The organism is Bacillus cereus group sp. Bc061 (assembly GCF_027715825.1).
Taxonomy (GTDB): Bacteria; Bacillota; Bacilli; order Bacillales; family Bacillaceae_G; genus Bacillus_A; species Bacillus_A paranthracis.
In genome coordinates this window covers 401,280-423,727 of record NZ_JAQFTZ010000001.1, presented here as the reverse complement: position 1 = coordinate 423,727, position 22,448 = coordinate 401,280, and the positions used below count along the sequence as shown (strand labels likewise).

Here is a 22,448-nt window from a genome sequence, read left to right as displayed (position 1 = left end):
TTAACTTCATGAGGAATTTCGAAAGATCACCTCTTAAATTAATAAACATATGTTGTAACAAAATCAACTGAAAATGGAAACGGCAAGCGGGTGCATTCCACTTGCCGTTTTTTCATAGCTTAGTATGTATTTGAATTTCTTTCGCTTTCTCTTTTTCACCCTTCACCCGTACAATTAAATCATATGATCCGGATTTTGGAGCTTCAAAAGAAAGCAAACCTTCTTTTTGAGAAGTGATTTCTTCTTCATAAATAACCTTATCATCTTTTGTAACTTGTAATAAAATCGTACCTTCTTCAACAGCTGCTTCATAAGGGATTTCCACATTTCCTTTTTCAGCTTTAAGCGTTTGTACATCGTAATACCCTTGCAGAGAACCAATTTTTAAAGTCGTTTCGCCATTTTTTTGAACCTTTGTAACTTGTGTTGCTGTATTGCACGCGCTTAACAATACAACAAGAGTGAGAATCATAAATAAACGTAATGATTTCATAGAAATTCCCCTTTTTTATGTATATGTGAATTAAGATCCATTCTTTAACTATTTCAAAAACACCAACACCTAAAAAGAATCACTGTTTTTCTTCAATTTCTTTTTTAAATAATTTTTGAAACTCTAATTCTGTTTCATTAATAAAACCAAGATGTAACACACTAGAGATATCTTCATGATTCAAAAAGAAATTGTACTCTGAAGAAATATTACCATGAGGGAAATAACAACATACATAATCCCATGTTGTTTTTGTTTCAGAATCCATCTGTCTTCTTCCATAAACCATTAATGGATGTTCCCAATCTTTAAACATTACAACAGAACCTATTGGAAGTAATTCTAACTCTAAATTTTGTCCCATCTTATTTCCCACCTCTTAAAATAGCTTTTTTTACAATAAAATACATAATAGAGAATAGTAAACAAGCTCCAATTGTACCGAAAGTTGCAATTGAAATTTTCCCTGCTAATGATTCATTTGGATCTAATGCATTAGGTAAAACTGTCCCAAAAATTGCAATGCAAGCTAATATAACCATAAAATATTTTAAAATTTTCACTTTCTTATTCATACTAATTTTCCCCTTTATTCTTTAATAGCAAATTCTCCACCAAATCCCCATAAACCTACACCAGGACCAAATGGTACATGGAATTTCACTCCACTTTTTCCAGCTTCTAAAGATCCCCCGACTGTCCCAAGTGACGCCGATCCTCCAATTTGTAATTTTTTATCAGAAAATGGAAGTGGGATTTTTATAGCACTCTCATATTTTACCAGAGTAGCTTCAGCTCCTATATGTAAATTCCCATTTTCTACATGAGCACCTAACTCTGCAGTAGCAAGTGCTACTTTAGCTTCAGCTCCTACTCCAAATCCTCTAATATTCTCTTGTTCTATTCCAGCTTGGGCTACTGTAAAACCAACCATAGGTCCAAAAGTTTGTTCCCTCTTGTTTTTATCTTTCACATCAAATCTATCATAAGTACGAGAACTTACAAACGGCTCGGCTTCAACTGTAAGACCTTTAATAAATAGACCACCATTTCCCTTTTCATCTACAAGTGACTTTTCATACTTTTCACCATTAATTACATTACCAATTCCTTTTACAACTACTCCAACTCCCGCTTCAACCGCTGACTTTGAATTCATCAAAAGTGAATCATTTTTAGAGTTTTTAGACGAATATTCCATATCAGCTTTTTCAAATTTCTCTGCTATACGAAGTAATTCATCTTCTATTTGCTTTATAATATTAAGAAAAGATTCATGTGCTTTATTCATTCTAGGTAGATCATTATAAAAACTTAAACTTGAAGCACCAATCCATCTCATTTGAAGATTTAATAATTCCCCTTGAATTTTCAAATGACGATCTGATTCTATATTACTAGCATATTTAAAATTCTTTGCAATTCTTCTCAATTCTTCCGGTCTAACTTGTATATTCCCCATGGATATCCCCCTACCCTAATAACACATTCAATAAATCTTATAACATAAACATTTAATTTTAATCATTAAAAATCCTACTCTTTCTTACTTTAATTGTTTCTAAAATATAGATAAGAACCCCTAAACCAAATATCTTTTCAGCATTAGAAATATTATTACCTAATTTAATAATAGGTACATTTAATCCGAATCTTTCGCTCCATTCCAAAGGCATATATCCTCTTTTACAGTTTATTAATATCCGGTTATCCATTGTACGAAAAGAAGTTTCGAAAAAATCAAATTCAACTTCTACTTCAGAAATTTTTATCTTTTTTTCATTCGTTAAAGCACCACGTACCATTCCAAATCCTTGTATCATATTTTCTTTAAACATCCCTACACAATTATAATTTGAATCATAAATAGCCCAATCATAATTTTCAACTTCACTATGAAAATATGCTAGAATTTCTCCATCACTTGCTTCCAATCCAAAAACTTGTTTATTTTTTAAAACAGGTAATGTTGAAGAAACCATCTTTGTTCCTGCTACATATATCCCATCAGGAGTATATAAGCCCAAATGTTTATTATTTTCAGGTAATTCTAATAAAATATAAGTATCGATATCCCAAAACTTCAAATCATTTTCAACTATATTTTCTTTTAATAAATCGCCTTTTCTTAGTTGCCAAAATCCAATACCAAAAACAACAAATGAAACTATAATAATAAAAATTACTGGTCCCCAATTAATATTACCTCGAGTATTATATATACCAATTAATCCATAAAGAAAGAGCCCAATTCCAATCAAACACTTAAACTTCCCCTTTTTTTTATAAAACTCAAATAATTCCACACAAACACCTCTATCAATTCATCTTAATACCCCAAATTACCTTTTAAGTATACCAAGGACAAAATATATAATCTAATATTTTTTTTATATAATTAAAAACAAACATAGTTACAGAAAGAAAATGCTTGTATGTTGATTTATACTACATTCCCTTATTCCTTGTATGCTATATTTCTATTCTTCTTTTTACTTAAACAAACTATTTGTTGCAACTTCTTATGAATGTGTAACTACAATTTTGCACTTCTCTTCTTTATATGCTAGGAACACTACCAAAGGATTTCCCTGTCCTCTGTAAAAAAACCTTACTTTTAATAAGTAAGGTTTTTTTATTTATTTATTAGCGATATAAGCATTTTTATAAGTATAAACACCACCAAATTGATGCTTTTCAATTCCCTTTACGTAATCCTTTTGTACATAAGCTGAACCAATATGATACAGCGGCGCTACAGCTGCATCTTCTAATAATACCTGCTCAGCTTCTAGCAATGCTCCCCATCGTTTCTCTGGTTCTAGTACGAGATCAGTTTTCGCTTTCTTTATTAATTCATCGTAACGAGGATTGGAGTAACTCATTTTATTATTCGGATTACCCGTCGTAAATAGTTCTAAATAACTAATTGGGTCTTTATAGTCTGGTCCCCAATTTGCCATAGTTATATCGTAATCACCTGTTTGTTCTAACTGTAATTTTTGCTTAAATGGCTGTTGTTTAATTTGTATCGTTAATCCTTGTAAATTCTTTTCTAAATCACCTTTTATATATTCTGCCATACGTTTTGCGTTATCTTGTTCAAATGTTAAAAACTCGAAGTTTACTTGTTCTACTCCAAGCTCTTTTTTCGCTTCTTCCCAATTTTTTTTCGCACTTTGTACATCATATAAAGAAAGGTTTCCGTTTTCTTCCCTAAAATCTTTTCCCGTTTCTTCATTGATATGCCCAACTGGTACTAGCCCAGTTGCAGGTTTTGCTCCGTTATTAATAAAATGAGCAACGAAATCCTCTTTATTTAACGCGAATGAAATAGCCTGTCGCACTTTCTTATTTGCTAACGCACTATTTTTTTCATTAAAACGTAGCATAGCAATTGCAGGTTCGCTCGACATATGTAACTCCTTATCCCCTTTATACTTGTCTACAAATTGAGAATTAATAGGCACCCGGTCCAAATTACCAGCTTCGTATAAATTAACAGCGGTCATTGTATCCTTTACAATTTGAAAGTTTATCTCGTCTAATTTCACTTTCTTTTCATCCCAATATGTAGCATTTTTCTTTAATTGAAACTCTTGTTCATGCTTCCATTTCTCTAATACAAATGGCCCATTATATATGAGATTACTAGGTTCCAATGCATAATTCTTTCCTTGTTCTTTCAAAAATGATTCATGCTGTGGTAAGTAAATAGGTAGCGCTAACAACTGTAAAAAATACGGGATTGGCTGTTCAAGTTCCACTTCCAATTTATAATCATTTATAACTTTAACCCCAAGTTCAGCAAGAGGTACTGTTCCCTTATTTATCTCTTTTGCATTTTTCACGTAAAAAAGCATATACGCATATTGAGACGCTGTTTCAGGATTAATTGCACGTTTCCATGCAAACATAAAATCATTTGCTGTCACACTGTCTCCATTTGACCATTTTGCATCTTTACGCAAATCAAATGTATATTTTTTACCATCTTCACTTCTTTTAAACGATTTTGCTACCGCTGGAATAGGCTGATCTTGATTATCTAATACATACAACCCTTCAAATATGTTTTGCATAACGTGCGCTGACGTACCATCCATCGTTTTCGCGGTATCAAGAGAAGGAATCTCTTCTGATACTGTTACATTTAATACTTGTTTTTTTGACTCTGCATCACTTTTATTTTCCTTATTATTACAAGCTGTTAATAATAAAGATGTAACAAGTGCCATTACCATTAAATGGCTCTTTTTTCGCTTCATGAGTTGTTCTCCTTAAATATAAAATATTATAAAGCGTTATATATTATAGCAGAAATATGAACAGAAAGATGCGACATTCTTTTGAATATTTATTCGTTCAAGAAAAAAGTGACCCTTTTAAAAAGGATCACTAAAGATTGAATGTATAATCTACGCTGTTCGCTCAAGTTTAAAAAACATCTCCTATTGTATACCTCCCTTTTTGCTTTAACTTTTCTTCTGTTTCATATAAATCCCCCCATAATTAACTTAATAGACATATAGGTACAGTTTGGTTGGGATATTTTTTTATCTCCATTAAGAAATGCCGCTTTTTTTTTTGAAATTCAGGTCAAGTAGCAAGTGATATTTTACAAATCTTATACACTTAAGGATTTTGTAAGGATCAAGTAAGAAAAACGAGAACTTTGTTTCGTATAGTCAAAATATAAAGTGAAGAAAGAGAGATTAGGAGTTACTAGAGCCATTACGACAAAACCAGAACTGTTGGTTTTAGATGAACATATCAATGGTTTAGACGTTGTTACAACAGAACCTTAATTTATCATACCTATTTTTCACCATCACATATTGGAGGTTAAAACATGAATAAAAAAAAGAAAATACAAAAATCAATACTTTCCTTTACCCTGCTCTTTTCTTTAGGCATTTCATCTTTTCCGCTTACAACAGCTATTCACGCAAATACACATGAGGAACCATCTGTAGAAAAAAAACGAGTCTCTTTAACGGAGCGTACCTCATTATTTTTTGAATATCTCCAGCAAGATAAATATGCAGAGGCACTTCAGTTGACGTCTGCTGCTTTTCAATCCAAGTTTACAGCAAACACATTACAAAACTGGTGGACACAGAGTGGCTGGAGCGGTATAAAAAGCATGGGGCCCCCCGTGATAAAAGAACGAAACTTAGTCCATCAGACGGTGGAAATGCCAGCAGTTATCGAAGGAACTACCATACCGCTACTCCTTAAATTTACACCTGGCGGGAAAGTAGATGAAATTGGAGAAAGGCCTCCCAAGGAATCATATACCATCCCGCATCCTAGCTATGATCAACCTGACTCTTATCAAGAACGTGAAATCGTCATCGGAAATTCCACCTATCCGTTACCAGCGACATTAACGGTTCCGAAACATAAGCCTGGTGAAAAGCTACCCGTAGTTGTTCTTGTTCATGGTGCTGGCATCCATGATCGCGATAGCACATATATGGGAACAAAAATCTTACGCGATCTTGCGGTGGGCCTTTCATCCAACGGAATTGCAGTGTTGCGCTATGAAAAACGTACCTTAGAACACGCATTAAAGATGAGTGCAGAACCTGTTACGTTAGACCGTGATACTACAGATGATGCAATATATGCAGCAAAATCAGCAGCGCAGCAGGAAGGCATTGATCCAAATAATATTTTCATTCTTGGACATAGTCTAGGAGCTGGCGCAATGCCACGTATACTAAGCAAATCACCTTCTTCACTTGTTAGAGGAAGTATCTTACTCGCACCACCTGCACGCCCCTTGACTGACATTGCCATTGATCAGAATCAATACCTAGGGGCGTCAAAGGAAGTAATCGATGAACTAAAAAGACAGTTCGCTTTTATCCAAGACCCTACGTTCAATCCTGAGCATCCTCCAACTGGCTACAATTTGGGATCGCCTCATTTTATGTATGATGTTTCTAGGTGGCGTCCTGTTGAAGAGGCAAGATCACGAAAAGAACCTTTACTGATTCTGCAAGGAGCACGCGATTATCAAGTAACAGTAAAAAATGAATATATAAAATGGCAGGAAGGGCTTTCAAACCGCAGGAATGTTCAGTTCAATGAATACCCAAAATTGAATCATTTCTTCACAGAGGGTGATGGGGAATTAAGTCTTCCTAGTGAATATGAAATCCCTGCTAATATTCCTAAATACGTAATTCAGGACATTATTAAATGGGTCAACGCGACAAAAGAATAAGAAACATCAAAATCCTTTAAATAATCATTATGATGTAAAGGATTTTTGAAACTAATGATTTTATCTAAATTCTTAACTTCTTTTTATTAATAAAAAGGTTCAGACACAAAAACAGGATGTGGAGAAGACTTTCTCCACATCCTGAAAATACCTATCTTTGCAAACCTCGTTTATATCGACTTGCTTCAAATATAATACGCTCTTCATCTAACGTTTTACATTCGCCATTCCAAACGACATGTTTTCCGTTAATAATTACATCGCTTATATCTTTTCCACTAGCAGCATATACAAGATGCGATAATACTTCATCTGCTGGTTGTAAATGGGGCTTATTAGACGGATCAATTGTAATGAAATCAGCGCACTTTCCAACCTCAAGTGATCCTGTTTGTTTCATACCGATTACTTCAGCAGCTCCTTTAGTTGCAAGTGTAAGAGCTGTTTCAACCGGTAACGCTGTTGCATCTTGGTGAATACCTTTTTGTAGTAAAGTCGCTATGCGCATTTCTTCAAACATATCTAAATTATTGTTAGATGCAACACTATCTGTTGCAATTCCTACTTTCATCCCTGCTTCTAACATCGCTTTTACATTCGCTATACCAGACCCTAGTTTTAAATTACTATTCGGATTATGAGCTACTCGAACGTCATGTTCCGCTAAAAATGCACGCTCATTGTCATCTAATACTACACCGTGTGCAATCACTGTTGGTCGTTTAAACAATCCGCAACTTGCCGCATATTCTACTGGACGTTTTCCGTACTGCGCTTCAATATCACGTACTTCACGCTCTGTTTCGGAAAGGTGAATATGAACCATCGTTTGATTTTCTACTGCAATACGTGCACACTCTTCTAACAGTTCTGTACTGCATGTATATGGACTATGCGGTGCAACCATCGTAGTTAACATACCACTTTCGTTATAGTAACGTTTCACATATTTCTCAGCTTCTTCAATTGCTTTCTTTTCATCCTCTTTCGTTCCGAAGCTAAATAAAGTTCTTGAAACAGCAGCTCGCATCCCGCTCCTTGATACCGTTTCCATAATTGCATCTTGATCTACTCCAATTGGATTAAACATATCAGAGAAAGATGTTGTACCACTTTTCACCATTTCAAGTAATCCTAATTCCGTACTAGCAACCGCAAGTTCTGGAGTAAATTGACTTTCAAGTGGCCAAATTCTTGTCTCAAGCCACGGCTGTAATAACATATCATCACCAATACCTCTTAAGAGACTCATTACAACGTGTGTATGTGTATTGACAAGCCCTGGTAAAACCCATTTTCCTTTCATGTCAATTACTTCATCTACTTCAAAATCATTAGCGAATTCTCCGCTCTTCACATCTATAATTTGATCATTTTCTACAATGATATATCCATTTTCTATCACTTCATTTTGTTCATTCATCGTTACGATTGTAGCGTTTACATAAGTTGTTTTCAAAAGTATTTCCCCTTTCAACTCTATGAAGTTCCCTTTAATAAGTTACCACCATTATAGTAACTTATTAAAGATTAAGAGTCAAAAGATAATTTCAATTCTTTCGTTATCTTTTTCTTCAACATGCAATATTGTTTTTCATTTGTATCTGCAAATGCTTCTTCTCGATTTGATTCTATATCCATATAATTCAGTTTTTCATTAAATTGAGCCTCTGTAAAATCAAACCTCTGTCCATCTATAAAGTTATAAAAGTGCCACGCCTCTCTTACTTTTGTCTTTTTAATCTCTCCCCCGTATATGTCTTGAACGACCAAAGCCGTTACACCACACTGTCCCTTTGCTGGATTCTCAGTCGTCCACTTTGAACTTGTTTCAATGGACCACGATCTTATTAATGCTTCATATATTCTTTTTTCCTTTACATCATCCACTCTAATCTTCCCCTACTATTAATAGTTTTACACATCATATTTCAAAAGAGGCAGTAAACGATCCTTAAAGACCGTTGATGGTGTCTCTCCGATTAACTGTGCGCCCATTTTCAAGTAATATCCTTTTGCATTCGGATCACTATCAATCGTAAAACTTTTTAAGCCTAGTTCATTTGCTTTTTCTATTACATACTTCCACATTATTTTCCCGTAGCCTTTCCCTTTGTAACGAGGATGAATGTACAGGAAATCGAGAGCTTTATCATTACGTAAAAATGAGAAAAATCCAATCTTCGTATTATCGTTTTCAAAAATATATACAAAATTATTATTTATATACTCTTCTGTAATAGTTAAATCTTCCTTACAGGCAATTATGAATTCTTCACTATAATCCCACGTCGCTTTTGATTGTAGTGCGAGTTCACTTAATTCATTTGCTTCACTTAATAACGCTTCTCTTATCTTCATGATTCTTTCTCCTCACCTTCGATATGTAAACTATTAAAATGATTCGAAAAGTAATTAAAAAACCCTCTTATTTTCATAAATCTTTATTATAATCAGTACGGCCTGTAACAATGTATTTAAAGAAAAAACGCCATCTTTGAAAGTTGGCGTTTTCTTCTTCTAAAATTTTTTTCAAACTCAATCTTTCGTTTTACTATTTCTAACGATAAACACCTATACAGTTTCTACTACCGCCTCAAGCATTGTTCCATTTTTAGCATAATTCGTATGCCAAGAAAAAGCTTTTTCTAAAACATGAGGAGTTTGTCCACCTCTCGTTTTAGCTTCTTCGTAATAAGCTCTTAGCTGATCACGATACATTGGATGTGCGCAATTCTCGATAATTAATTCCACTCTTTCTCTTGGGGCCAGTCCTCTTAGATCAACATACCCTTGTTCAGTGACGATAACATCTACATCGTGTTCCGTATGGTCCACATGTGAAACAAAAGGAACGATACTTGAAATGTTGCCACCTTTCGCAATCGATTTCGTAACAAAGATAGCTAGGCGAGCATTTCTCGCAAAATCACCAGAACCACCGATACCATTCATCATTTTTGTGCCTAAAACGTGAGTAGAGTTCACATTTCCGTATATATCTAATTCTAAAGCAGTATTAATCGAGATTAATCCGAGGCGACGAATGATTTCAGGATGATTAGAAATCTCTTGCGGGCGCATCATTAATTTGTCACGATATTTTTCAAAGTTGGAAAATACTTTTTGCATTTTCTCCTCAGAGAGTGTGATTGAACAGCATGAAGCAAAATTGACTTTTCCAGCATCCATAAGATCAAAGACCGCATCTTGTAAAACTTCAGAATACACTTCTAAATCTTCAAACTCCGAATCTAACATTCCATGAAGAACAGCATTAGCCACTGAGCCAATTCCTGATTGTAATGGTGCTAAACGATTTGTTAATCGGCCTACTTCGACTTCTTTTCGAAGGAACTCTATTAAATGCTGTGCCATAATAACAGTTTCTTCATCCGGAGGAACAATTGTCGATGGTGAGTCTAATTGGTTCGTAAACACAATCCCTTTCACCTTTTCAACATCGATTGGAATGCCAATCGTTCCAATTCGATCATCCGTTTTCACAATTGGAATTGGAAGTCTTTCTCCTTGTTTACCTGGTTCATATAAATCATGCAGTCCTTCTAACTGCGTGGATTGAGCCATATTCATTTCAATAATAATGGACTTAGCATTTAAAGAAAACGCTAAAGAATTTCCTATTGAAGTTGTTGGAATAATCATGCCATCTTCAGTAATCGCAACCGCTTCCAAAATAGCAAAATCTACATCCATAACGTCAGCGCGAAGTAACTCTGATGTATGAGATAAGTGCTGGTCCACAAATAAAAAATCTCCGTTATTAATTCCTTTTCGCATAGTCGCATCAGCTTGGAAAGGCAATCTTTTCCCTAAAATTCCTGCTTCCGCAAATAATTTATCTACATCAGAACCTAAAGAGGCACCAGTATAAACATTTACTTTAAAAGATGTATCATTCTTAACTCGGTTTACAAGCGCAAATGGGACTGCTTTTACATCACCTGCACGTGTAAACCCACTTAAGCCTAAAGTCATTCCACTTTCAATCCATGAAGCTGCTTCTTCAGGTGTAACTACGCGATCTTTCAGACGTTCATCCCTAATTCTATCCAAATTATTCTCCATATGTAATCCCTCTCCCTATGAATATTCATAATTATTTTACACTTTAACAGTATCTAAATAGGGATTTCAGTATACAATGGCAAAAATTCAGACAAAACAGCGAATCTAGTCTCTAAAGCAGAATAATTTAGAATCCTAGAAGTTTACGAAAATAACTAGCGTATGATTGACTAACTGGAACCCTCTCTCCATTATCCATAGAAAGTAAAAAAGTAGAATGAGTATCAGGATAAATCGCTTGAATATGATTCACATTTACAATAAAGGAACGGTGGCATCTAATAAATGAATCTTTCGGAAGTAAGTATTCGAATTCTTGTAACGAGTATTTATGTGTCCCTGTTAACTCTTCTGCATTTACATACGTCTTTTTATCTTTCGCCTCTAAATACATGACTTTTGAAAAAGGAACCGGAATCCAGCCGTCCGTTGTTTTTAAAGTAACGACTGATTTTCCGTCCGTTAAAGCTGGATAAATGGCTGTCACGCACCCTTCAAGCTTTCCATTGTTTGAGAATGGTACGGCCATACCATGATAAGGAATACCAAAAACATCCCGATTCATAAACTCAGAGGTTTTTTGGTTTGTCACCATTGCTTTATGAGCAATCGTTCCTTCCTTTATAGGATCACCGACACTAATCTTTAAATCAATTCGTTTACTTGGCCGATAGTATATATATTCTTTCGTATTCGATACAGCAATTGAAATTTCATCTGAAAATAATTCCCCAACAACATCTAATAGTAAACCTAATGTTTTATCTTCCATTCTATTAACACCTCATTCACTATTATACTACTATTATGAATGGCCTCTGTTGCTTTATAAAAAGTTTGATTATTAATTTTATACATTTATCTCCTCATTTGCACAAGGCTTTCTGTTTATTTAATTATATAGAATATAACCTACCTTCAAATATGTAAAAATGACATGAACACTACATCAGTAAATACTTGCAACACCTACAAACAAAAAGTCCAAACTATAAACAGTCTGGACTTAGCTTTCATTCTCATTTATTATGTTCTTCTAACCACGAAATCAAATCTTGAAATACTTCTTCTCTATTCACTTCATGGAACATTTCATGTCTTCCATTTTCATATAGACGCAGCGTTACATCTTTTACGCCACATTTTTTATAATTTTCATATACTTCTTTTACACCTTTTCCCATATCTCCAACAGGATCACGATCTCCTGAAAAAATATGTATTGGAAGGTTTTGCGGTGTTTTCTTAAACTCTTCTAGTTTATTTACTTCTAACACACCAGAAAATAATTCTCGATAAAAACTAGTCGTACAAATGAATCCACATAATGGATCCGCAATATATTTATCTACTTGACTGTTATCTGAAGATAACCAATCAAATTTTGTGCGATTTGGTTTAAAGTGCGAATTGAAATTTCCGAAAGATAAAAAGTTTAGCATCGGACTTTTCGTTTTTGCCCCGCGTAATTTCATCTCAATTGTCGCTACTCTATGACCAATGACTCCTAAGAACCCTGGGTTTCCACCAGTTCCTGAAATAAGGAATCCATCATATAGTTCGCCTCTAAATTGCACAGCTCGTCTTGATAGGAAAGATCCCATACTATGGCCAAGTAAAAATAATGGACATGACTGCTCTTCTTTTATCATTTCCGAAACAAAGATCACATCAGACACAACCTGATTCCACCCTATATCCGGTTCAAAATGACCATAGTCTTCTTCTCTTTTTACTGTTTTCCCATGGCCTTTATGATCATGCGCATAAACACCATACCCTGCTTCTAATAAAGCATCAATAAAATCTGTATAAACACCTGCATGTTCTGTCATACCATGTGCAATTTGAATAATCCCTTTCGGTTCACATTCTGGTAACCACTTGCGTAAATAAATTTCTGATTCATCCAATGCCGTAACGAAACTTTCCTGTACGTTCATTTCGTCAGCCCCCAACTCTATTATGTATCTCAAAAATGAATATCTATTCATTATTCTTATTATGTATTATATGCAATTGCTTTCATTATGACAAATGCCTACCTTTTCCGATTAGCTGTCAAACTATTTATGTTGACGAAACGTCTATAAAATTATATAGTTACTTACATAAAGTAATTATTATATTTTTAGGAGGTTTCTACTATGATGCCATCACTATTTTTAGCACATGGTTCACCAATGCTCGCTATTCAAGATACAGATTATACAAGTTTTTTAAAAACACTTGGAGAAACATATAAACCGAAAGCAATTGTTATTTTCACTGCTCACTGGGAAAGTGAAGTATTAACGATTTCCTCATCAGATAACGAATATGAAACAATTTATGATTTTGGAGGTTTTCCTCCAGAGTTATATGAAATTAAGTATCGTGCAAAAGGTTCTTCTAGCATTGCATCCATGTTAGAAACAAAATTTAAAAACAAAGGTATTCCAGTTCATCATAATATGACGAGAGGTTTAGATCACGGCTCATGGACACTATTGCACCGTATGTATCCAGAAGCAAATATTCCTGTCATACAAATATCAGTAAATCCATTCCTTTCTGCAAAAGAACAATTTAAGATTGGAGAAGCATTAAAAGGACTTGGACAAGAAGATATTTTAGTAATCGGTAGCGGTGTTACCGTTCATAACTTACGAGCACTGAAATGGAATCAAACTACACCCGAACAATGGGCAATTGAATTTGATGATTGGATTATAAAACATATGCAGACTAACGATAAAGATGCGTTGTTTAATTGGGAAAACAATGCGCCTCATGCACAATTAGCAGTACCAAGAGCAGAGCATTTTGTTCCTTTATTTATCGCTATGGGAAGTGGTGAAAATAGCGGTGAAGTCATTCACCGTAGTTACGAGCTTGGTACATTAAGTTATCTTTGTCTCCAATTTTAAAGAAAAAAGGATGAAGCAATCATTGCTTCATCCTTTTTTCATTCACTTAGTTAACTAACTTCCAAATGTCGTTTCTCTGATACCTCTTCGTTCTTATTATGAAAATAAACCCAAATACACGCAATAAACAATAGTGATGATGTAGAGAAGAAAACATATTGAAACCCTGCATGTGCTGCAATTTGTCCACCAAGTACTGGTCCAATCATATTTCCTAAAAACTGAAACGATTGATTATATCCAAATATTCGTCCCGTTACATGAGTTGGTGTATGTTGTTTTAGTAGAGTTTGTACGGAAGGTAATAATCCTGCTTGTGCAATACCTAATAAAAATCTAAGAATTAATAGTTGCCAAGCTGAGGTTACAAATGCTTGCGGGATAAAAATAATTCCTGCAGCAAACAACGCTACAACTAACGTTTTTTGAGGACCGATATGATCTGATAATCGTCCTAATCTTGGTGCTGCCAAAATAACAGCTAATCCTGTCGCTGACATAACGGCGCCTGCAATTGTTTCAATATGCGCTGTTTGAGGACCAACTAAATTTTTCACGTACAATGTAACAATTGGCTGAACAGACATATTAGCAAGTTGAATAATAAATGTTGTTACAAACAAACTAATAATCAAATGTTTAGCTGGAACCATCGTCCATACTTTTTTCGTTTGTACTTTTTTTGCTTGAGCAGAGTGATTTTCTTCATGTAGAAAGAAAAAAACGATGAGAAAGGAAAGGAATAAAAAAGCTCCTGTAACAAGAAAAACATGACGCATTCCAATTAACTCAGATAAATAACCTCCAAGTAACGGTCCAAGTAAAGAACCGCTCACGCCACCAGTTGAAATTGTGGAGATCGCCCAACCTGAATGCTCTTGCGGAGTTTCTGCTGCAATAAATGTCATTGCTGTTGAAAGGAAACCAGATACTGCTCCCATCAAAAATCTTAGTGCGACTAGTTGATATACATCCGTTACAAACCCCATAAGCGTCATAATAATCGCCATACCAAGGCTAGCACGAATTAGCATCAATTTCCGTCCATGTATATCACCAAGCTTTCCCCATATTGGTGATACGATCGCACCCATTAAAAATGTTACACCAAATGCAAGTCCCGACCACTGTGCAATACTAGAAGTGCCAGTCACCCCTAATTCCTCAATATAAAAAGATAAAAAAGGAATTACTAAACTCATACCGGCTGCAGTGGTAAAACAACCTAGCCAACAAATCATTAAATTTCGTTTCCAGCTGGCCATTTTCACACCTTCTTTCTTTAGATACCCATTCTACACCCTTTCTTATAAAAAGTTTAGTAATTTGCTTTATTTGTAAGATTTACTACAAAACCCGCTATTTTCTAATAAAAATCACTACATTCCCACATTTTTTTCATAATAAAACCAACTCCACCTAAATGAAGTTGGTTAATAATCCATGATCGGTATTAAACGTGCATTACAACATCTCTCATAAAACTCAATTGGGCCCGCTTGCCCAATAATTGCATATTCATAACCCTCTTGCTTCATACTATGTAGACTACAATGTAACAATTGCTTCCCTACACCTTTCACACGATTTTGTTTCGCCGTGCCCATTGGACCAAACAATCCTTTCTTTCCTCTCACTACATCATAACAAGCGAAACCTACTATCACTTCTTCTTGCTCTGCTATATAAATAGGTAAGTTTTCTTTATATGTACGAAATCCATACTCTATCGAATGTAACCACCGTTCACCAAATTCTGCTTCAACAAAAATTGCTAATTGTTCAAAATCAGAAGCGTTAGCCTTTCTAACAGTACAAGTTAAATCATTATAAATAGGAACAAAACTTTTTAATTCGACTGCTAAATCTCTTGGCTCAGCTATAATACGTAATATATCTCTTTGCATCTGTGCATTTTCAATAACTGGATTTACACGAAATAATGCATATATAACATGTCCTTCATTAATTATTACTTGCTGAAAACGTTCCATACGTTTTTTCGCTATTTGTAAAATTTCTAGCGTCTTATGGGATAATTTATATTGTCCTATTTTTTTATAATCTTGATCCGTTAAATCATATTGTTTTCGTAATGAAAATTTTTCTGAAAAATCCGTACCCATATTACGGAACAAATACATATACAACTCGCCACAAACGCCAGTACCTTCTTTACACATGCCAATAAATAAATGAACTGGTTGAATGATATTACATTCTGCCTCTTCTGCTGCAATCTCCAATATGTTATGCACACGTTTTGTAAATTGAAACTCCTCCATATGTATTTCCATCCTCTACTAATTTACTAACAAACCGTAACCATAAATAATTGAAACAATTACACCCACTACCAATATACCTGGAAGTAAATTTGCCACCTTGATTTTAATAATACTAAGCAAGTTCAATCCAATAGCGGCTATCATAATACCACCTGTAGCTGTCATTTCTACTATAAATTGATTCATTAATTCCTTCGGGACCAAACTATTAATTTGTGTTGCAAAAATTGCAATACCACCCTCATATAAAATAACGGGAATCGCTGAAAATACTACGCCAATTCCTAAAGTTGTCGTTAATATAATAGAAATGAATCCATCGATAATTGCCTTTGTAAATAAAATATCATGATTTCCGCGAATTCCACTGTCGAGTGCACCAAGTATCCCCATCGCGCCAATTGCAAATATTAAAGTAGCTGTTACAAAACCTTCTGATATGCTCCCTTTCCCTTTCGATCCAACTTTATTTTCTAGCCAATCTCCTAACTGTTTTAACTTTCCCTCTAATTGTAACCATTCCCCGATGACGGTACCAATTACTAAACTTAGTATGACAACAAGAAAATTTTCACTTTTCAATGCCATTTGAAGTCCAAGTACAGTAACCGCTAAACCGATTGCATGCATAATTGTTCCCTTCATACTTTCTGGTATTCTACTAAATAATTTACCTAGTAAAGTACCAAATATAATGCAAATCCCATTTACAACTGCTCCTAATATAACCATTTCTCATTCTTCACCCTTCGAATTCTTTATTTCTATATTTTGGTTTATTCATTGATTTACAGGTTATCTATATGTTAACTTAATATTGAGAATATTAACAAATGTTTTTTCAATACATAAACCGCATTTTTTATATCTGTACATAAACCAATTACTTTTTATAGACTCATTGCTAATTTAATTGCGGGATAAACTCAAAAGGGAAGGTATTTATGAAAACTTTACTAAAACGATTTTTGTTAATAGCCTTTTGCATTACGCCAATTGTTGTATTAATTAACCACTCTTTTACTTCAAAAGCGAAAGACAAACCCGATTTCCAAAACAAATCTAGCAAAACTGCTTCAACGAGAGAAAAGAAAATAGAAGACCCAGAAATTACCCTCACCTTTTCTGGTGATACAATGTTCGATTGGCAATTACGTCCGGTAATCGAAAAAAACGGGGCTGATTATCCATTCCAGCATGTAAAAGAAGAAATAACAAAAGCTGATATTTCTTTCGTTAATTTAGAGTCTGCATTTACAACGAGAGAAAAAAAAGCTCCTGGACAACTGTTTTGGATTAAAAGTGATCCATCCACGCTTCAAGCTATAAAAAACACCGGTTATGACATCGTAAATATCGGGAATAATCATACACTTGATTACGGACAAGAGGGATTACTAGATACAATCTCTTACGTAGAAAAATCAAAGTTCCCTTACATTGGAGCCGGAAAAAATGCAAAAGACGCATATACTGCACGAGAAATGACTGTAAAAGGAAAAAAATTCAAATTCCTGTCATTCGTCCGATTTATGCCTGATTTCACTTGGGTAGCTGATGACAATAAACCTGGCGTTGCGAACGGGTATGATTTAAATCTTGTAACAAAAACAATTAAAGAGCAAAAGAAAGATGCAGACTATTTAATTGTCTATATGCATTGGGGTGTCGAAAAATCAAATCGTCCGGTAGATTATCAAAAACAATATGTAAATAAAATGGTTACAGCAGGAGCCGACGCGATTGTCGGAAGTCATCCACATTGGTTACAAGGGTTTGAATATTATAATAATGTTCCTGTCGCTTACTCATTAGGAAACTTTTTATTCCCAAGTTATGTGAACGGAAAAAGTGCTGAAACTGGTGTATTAACTTTAACTTTTAAAGGAAAGGATGTCCAAATGTCATTCAATCCTTATATCATCCGTAACAACCAAGTTTCCCCTGTGAATGAGGAGGAAAAGAGAAAAGCTCTACAATATTTACAAGAAGTTTCAAGCGATGTAGAAATTGATGATGCAGGGAAAATAAAAAACAAACGAAACTAGACAGCTCAAGATCTATTTCTCTGTGATATACTTTACAGAATAGGTGATAAACATGCTGAAAGACTTATTAGAAAATGTAAGTTTGTTAGAGAACGTTTATAAAATTTCTATAGCAGTTCTACTTTTATGTTCAGTTTTCTCTGTTAGATTTCTAAGAAAAATAAAGCGTGAGAGAAGCCTTACTCCTTTTGAATTTACAATGTATGTAATTATTCGCATTGCGATATTTTTTTGGTTAGCTAGCTTTATTCTTCTTGAATTTAATGAGTATCTAGTTTAACTTTAAAAAAGATAGAACAAGCATTATATTCCCCGCTTGTATCTATCTTTTTTATTTGGGTGCTAACTCTTTCCTTCTATTAAATAAGCAAATCAAACAAAACAGGATTTTTATTAAGCTCCATAAATTGAATGTTATTTTCTTTAAAACGGGTAATTAACTGCTCGTAATCTTCTTTATGTTTTAATTCTACTCCGACTAATGCTGGACCATTTTCCTTATTATGTTTCTTAATATACTCAAAGCGAGTAATATCATCTTCTGGCCCTAATCCTTTATCAAGAAATTCTCTTAACGCACCTGAACGCTGTGGGAATTCAATGATGAAATAATGCTTTAATCCTTCATAAATGAGAGATCGTTCTTTCATTTCTTGCATTCTATCAATATCATTATTTCCACCACTTAGCGTACAAACAACTGTTTTACCTTTTATTTCATCTCTATATAAATCAAGCGCTGCAATAGAGAGTGCACCAGCTGGTTCAGCTACAATCGCATTTTTCTTATACAGTTCTAAAATCGTCGTACAAACCTTTCCTTCTGGTACTAAAACAATGTCATCAATTACATCTTTACAAGTTTCAAATGTTAACTTTCCTACCTTTTTAACCGCTGCCCCATCAACAAAACTATCTATTTTCTCCAATGCGACATTATCATTTTGAAGAAAAGCCTCTTTCATAGATGCAGCTCCCATTGGCTCTACCCCAATGACCTGTGTAGCAGGACTAACACCTTTCACATATGTACCAACACCTGATGCTAATCCACCACCACCAATTGCTGTAAAGATATAATCAACCGGTTTCTCCATATCATGCATAATTTCAACTGCCACTGTCCCTTGACCAGCAACTACGTACGGATCATCAAACGGATGAACAAATGTCATTCTATTTTCTTCACAATAACGCTGTGCTTCTTGGAAAGAGCTATCAAATGTATCACCAACTAATACAATTTCCGCAAAATCACCACCGAAAAATTGTACTTGTGACACTTTTTGTTTAGGTGTCGTCGTCGGCATGAAAATTTTTGACGGAATCTTCAATAAATTACACGTATAAGCTACTCCTTGCGCATGATTACCAGCACTTGCACAAACAACACCGTTTTGTAATTGTACTTTCGGTAAACTTTGAATTAGATTATACGCACCACGAATTTTGAAAGAGCGAATTAATTGTAAGTCTTCTCGTTTTACATAAACGTCACAATCATATTTCTCAGATAAAACTGTATCACGTTGTAACGGTGTTTTAATAACGATATCCTTCATGCAATTATGAGCCATTAAGATATCTTCAATTTTCACTCTCTCCTTTACCTTTTGCACCATTTCATATCATCCTTATCTCTTTTATATTGGCTCAATCAAAATTTGGGACTTTTAGGACTGCACCTGTATTCGCCGACGTTACCATCTGTGCGTAGCGCCCAAGCCACCCCGTTTTCACTTTCGGTTCTGGTCGTTTCCATTCTTTTTTACGCTTATCTAATTCTTCATCACTAATTCTTACTTCTAACAACCTTTCCTCAACATCGATACAAACGATATCCCCTTGTTCAAGAAGTGCAATCGTTCCGCCCGCAGCTGCTTCTGGCGAAATATGCCCTACTGAAATACCACGTGAAGCACCAGAGAAACGACCATCGGTTAACAACGCAACATCTGCACCTAATCCCATGCCAGCAATCGCTGACGTTGGTGCTAACATTTCCGGCATACCAGGACCGCCTCTTGGTCCTTCATAACGAATAACAACTACATCTCCTTTTTTAACCTTCCCAAGCATAATGCCGGCAAGCGCCTCATCTTGTGAATTAAAAATAACGCATGGTCCTTCAAATCGTTTTACTTCAGTTGCCCCGCTTTTAATAACTGCTCCATCTTTCGCAAGGTTTCCTTTTAATATACGTAATCCACCTTCTTCACTATGAGGATTTTCAAGAGAATGAATCACTTCCTTATCTTTAATCTCTGCATGAGCAATGTTCTCTCTTAACGTCTGCCCCGTAGCAGTAATACGATTTAAATGAAGTACCCCTTCTTTTCGGCTCATCTCTTTCAAAATTGCACTAATCCCGCCCGCGCGATCAATATCTTCCATATGCCAATTAGAAGCAGGGCTTACTTTACATAAATGTGGTACACGCCTTGAAACAGCATCAATACGGCTCATATCATAATCTAGTCCTGCCTCATGTGCGAGTGCTAATGTATGTAACACTGTATTTGTTGAACCGCCCATCGCCATATCAAGCGCGAACGCATCATCAATTGCTTCTTCTGTTACGATGTCTCTCGGTTTAATATCTCTTTCAATTAAAATCTTTAATTTCTCTGCTGCTTCTTTAATTAATTCCTCACGTCTTGGATCAATAGCTAAAATACTACCGTTACCAGGAAGAGCTAAGCCTAATACTTCACATAAACAGTTCATAGAGTTCGCTGTAAACATACCGGAACAAGAACCACAAGATGGACAGCCATGATCTTCAATATCTTTTAATTCTTCTTCTGAAATTTTCCCAGATTGATAAGCTCCTACTCCTTCAAAAACGGAACTCAGATCAACAACTTCTCCTTTAGATGTTTTTCCTGCTGCCATCGGGCCGCCCGAAACAAACACAGTCGGAATATTAATACGTAGTGCAGCCATCATCATACCAGGTGTGATTTTGTCACAGTTTGGAATACAAATCATGCCATCAAACCAGTGTGCATTTACAACCGTTTCTACTGAATCTGCAATGATTTCTCGACTCGGAAGCGAATAGCGCATACCGATATGCCCCATCGCAATACCGTCATCTACTCCAATTGTATTAAATTCAAATGGAACCATGCCTGCTGCACGTACTGCTTCTTTAACAAGTTTCCCAAACTCATTTAAGTGCTTATGACCTGGAATAATTTCAATAAAAGAATTACAAATAGCTATAAACGGTTTATCAAAATCTTCATCTTTCAAACCAGTTGCTTTTAATAAACTACGATGCGGCGCTTTATCAAAACCTTTTTTAATCATGTCACTTCTCATCTTGTCAAATCCCCTCTTACGTATTTTTCACTTACAATCTATTACTCTATTTCTTTACTAATTCTTTCGGTGCATGAATCCAGCTCATCATTTCACGAAGCTCTGCTCCTACTTTTTCTAACTGATGATTTTGCTCTGCTTTTTTCATCGCATTATACGTTGGACGCCCAGCTTGGTTTTCTAAAATCCATTTCTTCGCGAATTCACCTTGCTGAATTTCTGTAAGTACTCGTTTCATTTCTTTCTTCGTTTCATCTGTAACAATTCTCGATCCTGTTACATAATCTCCGAACTCTGCCGTATCGGAAATAGAATGTCGCATGTTCGTTAAACCACCTTCGTACATTAAATCAACAATTAACTTTAATTCATGTAAACATTCGAAGTATGCAATTTCAGGACGATATCCGCCTTCTGTTAACGTTTCAAAACCAGCTTTCACAAGTGCAGTTACACCTCCGCAAAGTACCGCTTGCTCACCAAACAAATCCGTCTCTGTTTCTTCTTGGAATGTCGTTTCAATTACACCTGCACGTGTACAACCTACACCTTTTGCATAAGCAAGTGCTACATGTAACGCTGTGCCTGTTGCATCTTGATGTACTGCGACTAATGCTGGAACACCATTTCCTTCTTGAAATACACGGCGAACGAGATGACCTGGACTTTTTGGCGCAACCATCGCTACATCTACGTAACTTGGCGGATTAATTTGGCCGAAGTGAATGTTAAATCCATGTGAAAAAAGTAACATTTGTCCTTCACGAAGATTCTCTTCTACCTCTGCTTTATACACATGAGCTTGCTGTTCATCTGGCAGTAACATTTGTACAACTTGCGCGGTTCGAAGTGCTTCTGAAACAGACATTACTTCAAATCCATCTGCTTTTGCTACTTCAAAAGACTTACCAGGTCGAACACCAACTACAACTTCCACACCAGAATCGCGTAAATTTTGCGCCTGTGCATGACCTTGAGACCCATAGCCAATTACCGCAACTGTTTTCCCTTTTAATAACTCTACATTTGCATCTTGCTCATAATATGTTTTCATACTCC

Annotated in this window: 22 protein-coding genes; 4 read left to right on the top strand and 18 right to left on the bottom strand. The window is 35.2% G+C overall.

Going from position 1 to position 22,448, the window contains the following annotated elements:
- Positions 1 to 112: 112 nt before the first annotated feature.
- The 6 genes from PDQ40_RS02240 to PDQ40_RS02215 all read right to left on the bottom strand — a co-directional run bounded on the left by PDQ40_RS02240 (position 113) and on the right by PDQ40_RS02215 (position 4,761).
- Positions 113 to 493, bottom strand: coding sequence for a BA_1872 family lipoprotein (locus PDQ40_RS02240; protein WP_000838921.1), 381 nt, complete (start codon positions 491 to 493; stop codon positions 113 to 115).
- 79 nt (positions 494 to 572) lie between these two features.
- Complete coding sequence (locus PDQ40_RS02235; RefSeq protein ID WP_000531359.1) at positions 573 to 857, bottom strand: DUF4176 domain-containing protein; 285 nt, start codon at positions 855 to 857, stop codon at positions 573 to 575.
- Position 858: 1 nt separating this feature from the next.
- Complete coding sequence (locus PDQ40_RS02230) at positions 859 to 1,068, bottom strand: hypothetical protein (RefSeq protein ID WP_001036914.1); 210 nt, start codon at positions 1,066 to 1,068, stop codon at positions 859 to 861.
- 14 nt (positions 1,069 to 1,082) lie between these two features.
- The gene (locus tag PDQ40_RS02225; protein ID WP_000526898.1) at positions 1,083 to 1,955 is read right to left on the bottom strand and encodes a WXG100 family type VII secretion target; all 873 of its coding nucleotides are present in this window, start codon (positions 1,953 to 1,955) and stop codon (positions 1,083 to 1,085) included.
- Positions 1,956 to 2,013: 58 nt separating this feature from the next.
- Entirely contained in the window at positions 2,014 to 2,799 is a 786-nt protein-coding gene (locus PDQ40_RS02220) for a hypothetical protein (protein WP_000418478.1), read from the bottom strand.
- Between the two features lie 333 nt (positions 2,800 to 3,132).
- Complete coding sequence (locus PDQ40_RS02215) at positions 3,133 to 4,761, bottom strand: peptide ABC transporter substrate-binding protein (protein ID WP_214328753.1); 1,629 nt, start codon at positions 4,759 to 4,761, stop codon at positions 3,133 to 3,135.
- A gap of 584 nt (positions 4,762 to 5,345) precedes the next feature.
- Here PDQ40_RS02215 and PDQ40_RS02210 point away from each other — a divergent pair.
- Complete coding sequence (locus PDQ40_RS02210; RefSeq protein WP_001035239.1) at positions 5,346 to 6,728, top strand: alpha/beta hydrolase family protein; 1,383 nt, start codon at positions 5,346 to 5,348, stop codon at positions 6,726 to 6,728.
- Positions 6,729 to 6,879: 151 nt separating this feature from the next.
- On the opposite strand, the gene PDQ40_RS02205 is transcribed toward PDQ40_RS02210, so the two are convergent.
- From PDQ40_RS02205 to PDQ40_RS02180, 6 genes are all read right to left on the bottom strand, one after another.
- A complete protein-coding gene (locus PDQ40_RS02205) occupies positions 6,880 to 8,205 on the bottom strand; it encodes a bifunctional S-methyl-5'-thioadenosine deaminase/S-adenosylhomocysteine deaminase (protein ID WP_001997220.1) in 1,326 nt (441 codons plus the stop codon).
- Positions 8,206 to 8,258: 53 nt separating this feature from the next.
- Positions 8,259 to 8,618 carry a YunG family protein gene (locus PDQ40_RS02200; RefSeq protein WP_000342916.1) on the bottom strand — a complete coding sequence of 120 codons (360 nt, stop codon included), beginning with the start codon at positions 8,616 to 8,618 and terminating at the stop codon, positions 8,259 to 8,261.
- A 27-nt stretch (positions 8,619 to 8,645) separates the two neighbouring features.
- Positions 8,646 to 9,089, bottom strand: a complete 444-nt coding sequence (locus PDQ40_RS02195) for a GNAT family N-acetyltransferase (RefSeq protein ID WP_000701901.1) — start codon at positions 9,087 to 9,089, stop codon at positions 8,646 to 8,648.
- Positions 9,090 to 9,302: 213 nt separating this feature from the next.
- Positions 9,303 to 10,817 (bottom strand): acetyl-CoA hydrolase/transferase family protein, encoded by a 1,515-nt coding sequence (locus PDQ40_RS02190; protein WP_000429782.1) that lies wholly within the window; start codon positions 10,815 to 10,817, stop codon positions 9,303 to 9,305.
- Between the two features lie 127 nt (positions 10,818 to 10,944).
- The gene (locus tag PDQ40_RS02185; RefSeq protein ID WP_000389714.1) at positions 10,945 to 11,589 is read right to left on the bottom strand and encodes a LytTR family DNA-binding domain-containing protein; all 645 of its coding nucleotides are present in this window, start codon (positions 11,587 to 11,589) and stop codon (positions 10,945 to 10,947) included.
- Positions 11,590 to 11,836: 247 nt separating this feature from the next.
- Positions 11,837 to 12,760 (bottom strand): alpha/beta fold hydrolase, encoded by a 924-nt coding sequence (locus PDQ40_RS02180; protein WP_214328752.1) that lies wholly within the window; start codon positions 12,758 to 12,760, stop codon positions 11,837 to 11,839.
- Between the two features lie 204 nt (positions 12,761 to 12,964).
- On the opposite strand from PDQ40_RS02180, the gene PDQ40_RS02175 reads away from it, so the two are divergent.
- Positions 12,965 to 13,726, top strand: coding sequence for a DODA-type extradiol aromatic ring-opening family dioxygenase (locus PDQ40_RS02175; protein ID WP_000982925.1), 762 nt, complete (start codon positions 12,965 to 12,967; stop codon positions 13,724 to 13,726).
- A gap of 50 nt (positions 13,727 to 13,776) precedes the next feature.
- Here the strand turns inward: PDQ40_RS02175 and PDQ40_RS02170 are convergent, their stop codons facing one another.
- From PDQ40_RS02170 to PDQ40_RS02160, 3 genes are all read right to left on the bottom strand, one after another.
- Entirely contained in the window at positions 13,777 to 14,991 is a 1,215-nt protein-coding gene (locus PDQ40_RS02170; RefSeq protein WP_000179317.1) for a multidrug efflux MFS transporter, read from the bottom strand.
- 168 nt (positions 14,992 to 15,159) lie between these two features.
- Positions 15,160 to 16,011 (bottom strand): GNAT family N-acetyltransferase, encoded by an 852-nt coding sequence (locus PDQ40_RS02165; protein WP_214328751.1) that lies wholly within the window; start codon positions 16,009 to 16,011, stop codon positions 15,160 to 15,162.
- Positions 16,012 to 16,029: 18 nt separating this feature from the next.
- Entirely contained in the window at positions 16,030 to 16,746 is a 717-nt protein-coding gene (locus tag PDQ40_RS02160) for a DUF554 domain-containing protein (protein ID WP_000236043.1), read from the bottom strand.
- 212 nt (positions 16,747 to 16,958) lie between these two features.
- Between PDQ40_RS02160 and PDQ40_RS02155 the strand changes: the two genes are divergently transcribed.
- On the top strand, positions 16,959 to 18,062 hold the full coding sequence (locus PDQ40_RS02155; RefSeq protein ID WP_000854504.1) for a CapA family protein: 1,104 nt from the start codon (positions 16,959 to 16,961) through the stop codon (positions 18,060 to 18,062).
- Between the two features lie 52 nt (positions 18,063 to 18,114).
- Entirely contained in the window at positions 18,115 to 18,342 is a 228-nt protein-coding gene (locus tag PDQ40_RS02150; RefSeq protein ID WP_226638667.1) for a hypothetical protein, read from the top strand.
- Positions 18,343 to 18,421: 79 nt separating this feature from the next.
- On the opposite strand, the gene ilvA is transcribed toward PDQ40_RS02150, so the two are convergent.
- Genes ilvA through ilvC form a run of 3 tightly spaced genes read right to left on the bottom strand, consistent with a single transcriptional unit; the run spans position 18,422 to position 22,443 of the window.
- Positions 18,422 to 19,684, bottom strand: coding sequence for a threonine ammonia-lyase IlvA (ilvA, locus tag PDQ40_RS02145; protein ID WP_000250338.1), 1,263 nt, complete (start codon positions 19,682 to 19,684; stop codon positions 18,422 to 18,424).
- A 31-nt stretch (positions 19,685 to 19,715) separates the two neighbouring features.
- Positions 19,716 to 21,389, bottom strand: a complete 1,674-nt coding sequence (gene ilvD / locus PDQ40_RS02140; RefSeq protein ID WP_270691213.1) for a dihydroxy-acid dehydratase — start codon at positions 21,387 to 21,389, stop codon at positions 19,716 to 19,718.
- 46 nt (positions 21,390 to 21,435) lie between these two features.
- The gene (gene ilvC, locus PDQ40_RS02135) at positions 21,436 to 22,443 is read right to left on the bottom strand and encodes a ketol-acid reductoisomerase (RefSeq protein WP_270691212.1); all 1,008 of its coding nucleotides are present in this window, start codon (positions 22,441 to 22,443) and stop codon (positions 21,436 to 21,438) included.
- Positions 22,444 to 22,448: the final 5 nt, after the last annotated feature.

Excerpts from the sequence above, each read along its gene's own strand:
- ilvA (WP_000250338.1), bottom strand. The coding sequence starts at position 19,684 with ATGGTGCAAAAGGTAAAGGAGAGAGTGAAAATTGAAGATATCTTAATG.
- ilvD (WP_270691213.1), bottom strand. The coding sequence starts at position 21,389 with ATGAGAAGTGACATGATTAAAAAAGGTTTTGATAAAGCGCCGCATCGT.
- PDQ40_RS02155 (WP_000854504.1), top strand. The coding sequence starts at position 16,959 with ATGAAAACTTTACTAAAACGATTTTTGTTAATAGCCTTTTGCATTACG.
- PDQ40_RS02235 (WP_000531359.1), bottom strand. The coding sequence starts at position 857 with ATGGGACAAAATTTAGAGTTAGAATTACTTCCAATAGGTTCTGTTGTA.
- PDQ40_RS02225 (WP_000526898.1), bottom strand. The coding sequence starts at position 1,955 with ATGGGGAATATACAAGTTAGACCGGAAGAATTGAGAAGAATTGCAAAG.
- ilvC (WP_270691212.1), bottom strand. The coding sequence starts at position 22,443 with ATGAAAACATATTATGAGCAAGATGCAAATGTAGAGTTATTAAAAGGG.
- PDQ40_RS02165 (WP_214328751.1), bottom strand. The coding sequence starts at position 16,011 with ATGGAGGAGTTTCAATTTACAAAACGTGTGCATAACATATTGGAGATT.
- PDQ40_RS02180 (WP_214328752.1), bottom strand. The coding sequence starts at position 12,760 with ATGAACGTACAGGAAAGTTTCGTTACGGCATTGGATGAATCAGAAATT.
- PDQ40_RS02230 (WP_001036914.1), bottom strand. The coding sequence starts at position 1,068 with ATGAATAAGAAAGTGAAAATTTTAAAATATTTTATGGTTATATTAGCT.
- PDQ40_RS02175 (WP_000982925.1), top strand. The coding sequence starts at position 12,965 with ATGATGCCATCACTATTTTTAGCACATGGTTCACCAATGCTCGCTATT.
- PDQ40_RS02190 (WP_000429782.1), bottom strand. The coding sequence starts at position 10,817 with ATGGAGAATAATTTGGATAGAATTAGGGATGAACGTCTGAAAGATCGC.
- PDQ40_RS02210 (WP_001035239.1), top strand. The coding sequence starts at position 5,346 with ATGAATAAAAAAAAGAAAATACAAAAATCAATACTTTCCTTTACCCTG.
- PDQ40_RS02195 (WP_000701901.1), bottom strand. The coding sequence starts at position 9,089 with ATGAAGATAAGAGAAGCGTTATTAAGTGAAGCAAATGAATTAAGTGAA.
- PDQ40_RS02215 (WP_214328753.1), bottom strand. The coding sequence starts at position 4,761 with ATGAAGCGAAAAAAGAGCCATTTAATGGTAATGGCACTTGTTACATCT.
- PDQ40_RS02170 (WP_000179317.1), bottom strand. The coding sequence starts at position 14,991 with ATGGCCAGCTGGAAACGAAATTTAATGATTTGTTGGCTAGGTTGTTTT.
- PDQ40_RS02150 (WP_226638667.1), top strand. The coding sequence starts at position 18,115 with ATGCTGAAAGACTTATTAGAAAATGTAAGTTTGTTAGAGAACGTTTAT.
- PDQ40_RS02240 (WP_000838921.1), bottom strand. The coding sequence starts at position 493 with ATGAAATCATTACGTTTATTTATGATTCTCACTCTTGTTGTATTGTTA.
- PDQ40_RS02185 (WP_000389714.1), bottom strand. The coding sequence starts at position 11,589 with ATGGAAGATAAAACATTAGGTTTACTATTAGATGTTGTTGGGGAATTA.
- PDQ40_RS02160 (WP_000236043.1), bottom strand. The coding sequence starts at position 16,746 with ATGGTTATATTAGGAGCAGTTGTAAATGGGATTTGCATTATATTTGGT.